7 protein-coding genes, 2 tRNA genes and 1 pseudogene are annotated in these 5,562 nt (G+C 71.7%); 7 read left to right on the forward strand and 3 right to left on the reverse strand.

The annotated features are described in order from the left end of the window. Positions 1-189: pseudogene (locus ACRDP3_RS10985) on the reverse strand (hypothetical protein); the annotation flags it as partial. 233 nt (positions 190-422) lie between these two features. On the opposite strand from ACRDP3_RS10985, the gene ACRDP3_RS10990 reads away from it, so the two are divergent. The 6 genes from ACRDP3_RS10990 (at position 423) to ACRDP3_RS11015 (ending at position 3,020) form a co-directional block, all read left to right on the forward strand. After that, positions 423-495, forward strand: a tRNA-Thr gene (locus ACRDP3_RS10990). Positions 496-541: 46 nt separating this feature from the next. Further along, positions 542-614, forward strand: a tRNA-Met gene (locus tag ACRDP3_RS10995). A gap of 90 nt (positions 615-704) precedes the next feature. Beyond that, on the forward strand, positions 705-869 hold the full coding sequence (gene rpmG / locus ACRDP3_RS11000; protein WP_431516694.1) for a 50S ribosomal protein L33: 165 nt from the start codon (positions 705-707) through the stop codon (positions 867-869). 97 nt (positions 870-966) lie between these two features. Continuing rightward, positions 967-1,419 (forward strand): FAS1-like dehydratase domain-containing protein, encoded by a 453-nt coding sequence (locus ACRDP3_RS11005; RefSeq protein WP_431516695.1) that lies wholly within the window; start codon positions 967-969, stop codon positions 1,417-1,419. Positions 1,420-1,424: 5 nt separating this feature from the next. After that, entirely contained in the window at positions 1,425-1,859 is a 435-nt protein-coding gene (locus ACRDP3_RS11010; protein WP_431516696.1) for a MaoC family dehydratase, read from the forward strand. A gap of 105 nt (positions 1,860-1,964) precedes the next feature. Continuing rightward, positions 1,965-3,020 (forward strand): UDP-N-acetylmuramate dehydrogenase, encoded by a 1,056-nt coding sequence (locus ACRDP3_RS11015; RefSeq protein WP_431516697.1) that lies wholly within the window; start codon positions 1,965-1,967, stop codon positions 3,018-3,020. 34 nt (positions 3,021-3,054) lie between these two features. Here ACRDP3_RS11015 and ACRDP3_RS11020 read toward each other — a convergent pair whose 3' ends face one another. Continuing rightward, positions 3,055-3,690 carry an NAD(P)-dependent oxidoreductase gene (locus tag ACRDP3_RS11020; protein ID WP_431516698.1) on the reverse strand — a complete coding sequence of 212 codons (636 nt, stop codon included), beginning with the start codon at positions 3,688-3,690 and terminating at the stop codon, positions 3,055-3,057. Between the two features lie 95 nt (positions 3,691-3,785). Here ACRDP3_RS11020 and ACRDP3_RS11025 point away from each other — a divergent pair, with 95 nt between their 5' ends. Further along, positions 3,786-4,418: a TetR/AcrR family transcriptional regulator gene (locus ACRDP3_RS11025; RefSeq protein ID WP_431516699.1), complete on the forward strand. Its 633-nt coding sequence runs from the start codon at positions 3,786-3,788 to the stop codon at positions 4,416-4,418. A gap of 8 nt (positions 4,419-4,426) precedes the next feature. Here the strand turns inward: ACRDP3_RS11025 and ACRDP3_RS11030 are convergent, their stop codons facing one another. After that, the gene (locus ACRDP3_RS11030; protein WP_431516700.1) at positions 4,427-5,464 is read right to left on the reverse strand and encodes an adenosine deaminase; all 1,038 of its coding nucleotides are present in this window, start codon (positions 5,462-5,464) and stop codon (positions 4,427-4,429) included. Positions 5,465-5,562 lie beyond the last annotated feature (98 nt).

Raw genomic sequence — 5,562 nt, forward strand, 5'->3', positions numbered from 1 at the left:
GGCGAGCCGGGCGCCGCACAGCATGAGGGTGCGGGCGGCGCTGTCACGGGCGGGTTCGCCCGGGGCGGTGGCCTCCCGAGGGGCGGCGGGATCCTTCGAGGCGGCGTCCCTCGATGCGGCCGCCGCACGCGGGTCGTTGTCGCGGGGGCCGTCGGCGTCCCTCGGCTCCGGTGGCTGGCTGTCGGCCATCACACTCCCCACGTCGGCGGATGATCAAGATCACGCAGCGTCAGTCGAGAGTAGGCCGCCGGAAGTGCCCCGGCGAGGAGGAGACGAATAGTCGTACCGGCGTGGTGTGAGGGAGGATTGAGGTGTTGCCGGATGCCTGGTGAGGCCCGTGAGCGCGGGCCCTGGCCGGGGGTTCAGCGGGCCCGATACGGATTTCACCTTTGGCTGTGAGGCGTGTAATGTCTTCATCGCTCGCCCCAATAGCTCAGTCGGCAGAGCGTCTCCATGGTAAGGAGAAGGTCAACGGTTCGATTCCGTTTTGGGGCTCTGATGTGTGAGATCCGCCGCTCGATGGGGAGGGTCCTCACATCGTGGCGGTGTAGCTCAGTCGGTAGAGCAAGCGGCTCATAATCGCTGTGTCACCGGTTCAAGTCCGGTCACCGCTACTTCACCGAATGTAGCCGATTGTGGGTTCGGTCCTCCGATCGGCTACTCTGCCTGCTCATCTGCCGACCCGCCCGTCAAGGAGCACTCACGTGGCTGCCACCGACGTCCGCCCGAAGATCACGCTGGCCTGCGTGGAGTGCAAGGAGCGGAACTACATCACCAAGAAGAACCGGCGGAACAACCCGGACCGCATGGAGATGAAGAAGCACTGCCCGCGTTGCAAGACGCACACGGCGCACCGCGAGACGCGCTGAATCAGGTCCTTCGACGAGGCCGTCCCCGATCCGGGGGCGGCCTCGTGTCGTGTGTGACGTGCCCAGTGCCCACGAGCCCTCAGGAGGTGCCGCGCCCATGGCGCTCGACCAGTCCTTCGTCGGGCGGAGCTATCCGCCCACGCCGCGCTACGAGGTCGGCCGCGAGAAGATCCGCGAGTTCGCCGAGGCCATCGGCGACTCCAACCCGGCCTACACCGACCCGGAGGCCGCCCGGGTGCTGGGCCACCCGGATGTGATCGCCCCGCCCACCTTCGTTTTCGCCATCACCTTCCGCGCGGCCCGGCAGGTCACCGAGGACCCGCAGCTGGGCCTGGACTACAGCCGAGTGGTGCACGGCGACCAGCAGTTCACGTACGAGCGGGCGGTACGGGCGGGGGACCGGCTCTCTGTCACCTCCACCATCGAGGCGGTCAAGTCGATGGCGGGCAACGACATCCTCGACGTACGCGGCGAGGTGCACGACGAGGCGGGCGAGCTCGTGGTGACCGCCCGCACCAAGCTGGTGGCCCGCGCGGCCGAGGAGGGGTGACGGAGATGTCAGCGAAGATCGCGTACGCCGACGTCGAGGTCGGCACCGAGCTGCCCGCGTGCACCTTCCCCGTCGACCGCGAGACGCTGGTGCGCTACGCGGGCGCCTCGGGGGACTTCAACCCCATTCACTGGAACGAGCGGTTCGCCAAGGAGGTCGGACTGCCGGACGTCATCGCGCACGGCATGTTCACCATGGCCGAGGCGGTCCGGGTGGTGACGGACTGGGCCGGCGATCCGGCGGCGGTGCTCGAGTACGGGGTGCGCTTCACCAAGCCGGTCATCGTGCCCGACGACGACAAGGGCGCGGCTCTCGAGGTCAGCGCCAAGGTCGCCGCCAAGCTCGACGACGACGCCCGTACCGTCCGGGTGGACCTGACGGTGACGAGCGCCGGGCAGAAGGTGCTGGGCAGGTCCCGCGCCGTGGTCCGGCTCGGCTGACACCGGCGGCGAGGTACCGGCGACCGGCGACGGCGACCGCGACGGAGGACGGGGGCGGGGGACCGACGGGAGGCGCCCCCGCCCCGCTCTCGTACGCTTGACGGCGTGCAGGAACTCCATGACGCCCCCCTCGCCCCGCTGACGACCTTCCGCCTCGGCGGCCCGGCCACCCGCCTCCGCACCGCGACCACCGACACCGAGGTGATCGCGGCCGTCCGCGAGGCCGATGCCGCCGGTACCCCGCTGCTGATCGTCGGCGGCGGCAGCAACCTCGTCATCGCCGACGAGGGTTTCCGCGGCACCGCCCTGCGCATCGCCACCACCGGCTTCGCCCTGTCCGGCACCTGCCTGGAACTCGCGGCCGGGGAGAACTGGTCGGACGCGGTCGCCCGTACCGTCGACGCGGGCCTGGCGGGCGTCGAATGCCTGGCCGGCATCCCGGGCTCCGCGGGCGCGACGCCGATCCAGAACGTGGGTGCGTACGGGCAGGAGGTCTCCGCGACCATCACCGAGGTGGTCGCCTACGACCGCCACGCCGGGGAGACGGTCACCCTCGCCAACGCCGACTGCGGTTTCTCCTACCGCCACAGCCGCTTCAAGGCCGACCTGTCCCGCTACGTCGTCCTCCGGGTCCGCTTCGAACTGGAGGACGCCGGCGGCCTGTCGGCACCCCTGAAGTACGCCGAGACCGCCCGGGTACTCGGCGTCGAACCCGGCGACCGGGTGCCCGCGCAGACCGCCCGCGAGACCGTGCTCAAGCTTCGCGCGGGCAAGGGCATGGTGCTCGACCCCGAGGACCACGACACCTGGTCCGCGGGGTCCTTCTTCACCAATCCGGTGCTGAGCGAGGAGGAGTTCACCGCCTTCGTCGCCCGCGTCGCCGAGCGGCTGGGCAGCGACGTCGCGGCACCCGCCTTCCCGGCGGGGGACGGCGGTACGAAGACCTCGGCCGCCTGGCTCATCGACCGGGCCGGGTTCGGCAAGGGGTACGGCACCAGCCGGGCCCGTATCTCCAGCAAGCACACCCTGGCCTTGACCAACCGCGGCGACGCCAGCACCGACGACCTGCTCGCCCTCGCCCGCGAGGTACGGGACGGGGTCCGCGCCGCCTTCGGCGTGACGCTCGTCAACGAGCCGGTGACCGTCGGCTGCGCGCTGTAAAGCACCACGTCAACCGGGCCGGCGGGCCGAGGCATCAGGACGCGACGCCCACGCCCTGCCCGACCGTCGCCCGGTCGTCCACCATCGCCAGCATCGCGGCGGCCAGGTCGGCCCGCGGCACCAGGTGACCGCGCGTCACGTTGCCGCCGATCGTCCGCCGGTACGTGCCGGTGGCGGGCTTGTCCGTCAACCGTGGCGGCCGCACGATCGTCCAGTCCACCGTGCTGGCGCGGATCGCGTCCTCCATCACCGCCAGGTCGGCGTACACGTCGCGGAACGCCCGGCGCACCAGCGGCAGCAGCACGGCGCGGTAGAACACGGATTCCCCCTCCGAACCCGGTTCCACCGGCGCCGCGCTGACCCCGACGTAGCGGCGCACCCCGGCCGCTTCCATCGCCCGCAGGATCGCCCGGGTGCCCCGTGAGGCGATGCCCGCGGCCTTGTTGCCGGGCGCGCCCAGCCCGGACAGCACCGCGTCGCGTCCCGCCACCGTGGGGGTCAGGGACTCCGCGTCGGTGACGTCGGCGGTGATCACGTCCAGCCGTGCGTGCCGTACGGGCAGTCGCGCCGGATCCCGTACCACCGCCGTCACCTCGTGTCCGGAGTCCAGCGCCTGCCGTACGAGCTCCTGACCGGTGCCGCCGGTGGCACCGAAAACCGTGTAGCGCATCAGCGTGACCTCTCTTCCGGGGACGGCACGCGAGGGTAAGTGAGTATTCACCCACCCGCCGCCACCCTACCTCCCGGCCCGGCTAGGGTCGGTGAATGCCCACTCGCCCCTCGACCCCCACCCGTGAGCGCATCCTCGACGCCGCCGAACAGCTGATGCGCACCATCGGACTGGCCCGTACCACCACCAAGGAGATCGCCCGCGCCGCCCACTGCTCGGAGGCCGCCCTCTACAAGCACTTCACCGGCAAGGAAGAGATCTTCATCCATGTGCTGCAGGAGCGGCTGCCCCGGCTCGCTCCGCTGCTGGACGAACTCAACGCCGCCGCGGCCGCCGATGCCGGGGCCCCCGGCGAGCCGGCCCGCGGCATCGAGGAGAACCTCATCGAGATCGCCCAGCACGCCGCCCGCTTCTACGAGCGCAGCTTCCCCATCGCCGCCTCCCTGTTCGCCGAGCCCAAGCTGCTGCGCCGCCACGACGAGGCCATGCGCAAGCTCGGCTCCGGTCCCCACAAGCCCGTAGAGGCGCTCGCCGGCTATCTGCGCGCCGAGCGCGAAGGGGGCCGGCTCCGCGCCGACGCGGACCCGGATGCGGCCGCCGCACTGCTGCTCGGGGCCTGCCACCAGCGCGCGATCCTGCTCAGCATCGGCGGCGGGGCGGAGGCGGCGCAGCCACTGGAGGAGTTCGCGGCGAACCTCGTCCGGACCCTGCTCGGGGGAATCCGGTAGGGAATCCGCTAGGACACCGGCCATGGCGAAGGCTCCGCCAGCCACGCGTCGATGTCGGCCAGCACCTCGTCGCGCACCTCCGCCGGCATCGACGCGGCCCGTACCGACTGCCGTGCCAGCTCCGCCAGTTCGGGGTCGGTGAAGCCGTGCGTGTCCCGCGCGATGCCGTACTGCGCCGCGAGCCGCGCCCCGAACAGCAGCGGATCGTCGGCACCGAGCGCCATCGGCACGCCGGCGTCCCACAGGGTGCGCAGCGGCACCTCCGCCGGCTTGTCGTAGACGCCCAGTGCCACGTTCGAGGCGGGGCAGACCTCGCAGGTCACGCCGCGCTCCGCCAGCCGCGCCAGCAGCACCGGGTCCTCGGCCGCCCGTACGCCGTGGCCGAGGCGGGAGGCGTGCAGGTCGTCCAGGCAGTCCCGCACGCTGCTCGGCCCGGACAGCTCGCCGCCGTGCGGGGCCGCCAGCAGACCGCCCTCCCGGGCGATGGCGAAGGCGCGGTCGAAGTCGCGGGCGAAACCCCGGCGTTCGTCGTTGGACAGCCCGAAGCCGACGACGCCGCGGTCCCGGAAGCGGACGGCGAGCCGGGCGAGCGTACGGGCGTCCAGCGGGTGTTTCATCCGGTTCGCCGCTACCACAAGCCGCATCCCCAGACCGGTCTCCCGCGCGGCGCTCTCCAGCGCGTCCAGGATGATCTCCAGCGCCGGGATCAGACCGCCCAGCCGGGGCGCGTACGACGTCGGGTCAACCTGGATCTCCAGCCAGCGCGCGCCGTCCCGCACGTCCTCCTCGGCCGCTTCCCGCACCAGCCGCTGGATGTCCTCGGGCTCCCGCAGACACGACCGCGCCATGTCGTACAGCCGCTGGAAGCGGAACCAGCCGCGCTCGTCGGTGGCGCGCAGCTTCGGCGGCTCGCCGCCGCTGAGCGCCTCGGGGAGGTGGACGCCGTACTTGTCGGCCAGTTCCAGCAGCGTGCTGGGGCGCATCGAACCGGTGAAGTGCAGGTGCAGATGGGCTTTCGGCAGGGTGCGCACGTCTCGGACAGCCATCCACAGATCCTGCCGTACGGGTGGCCCACCCTGGTAGTCGGTTTGCCTGAACGAGCGCCCGCCCGAACACGAGTCGGCCCCGGAACAAGTTCCGGGGC

This window comes from Streptomyces sp. (assembly GCF_050698815.1).
Classification (GTDB): Bacteria; Actinomycetota; Actinomycetes; order Streptomycetales; family Streptomycetaceae; genus Streptomyces.

Coding starts and splice junctions, on each gene's coding strand:
- ACRDP3_RS11020 (WP_431516698.1), bottom strand. CDS start 3,690: ATGCGCTACACGGTTTTCGGTGCCACCGGCGGCACCGGTCAGGAGCTC.
- ACRDP3_RS11005 (WP_431516695.1), top strand. CDS start 967: ATGGCGCTCGACCAGTCCTTCGTCGGGCGGAGCTATCCGCCCACGCCG.
- ACRDP3_RS11025 (WP_431516699.1), top strand. CDS start 3,786: ATGCCCACTCGCCCCTCGACCCCCACCCGTGAGCGCATCCTCGACGCC.
- ACRDP3_RS11010 (WP_431516696.1), top strand. CDS start 1,425: ATGTCAGCGAAGATCGCGTACGCCGACGTCGAGGTCGGCACCGAGCTG.
- ACRDP3_RS11030 (WP_431516700.1), bottom strand. CDS start 5,464: ATGGCTGTCCGAGACGTGCGCACCCTGCCGAAAGCCCATCTGCACCTG.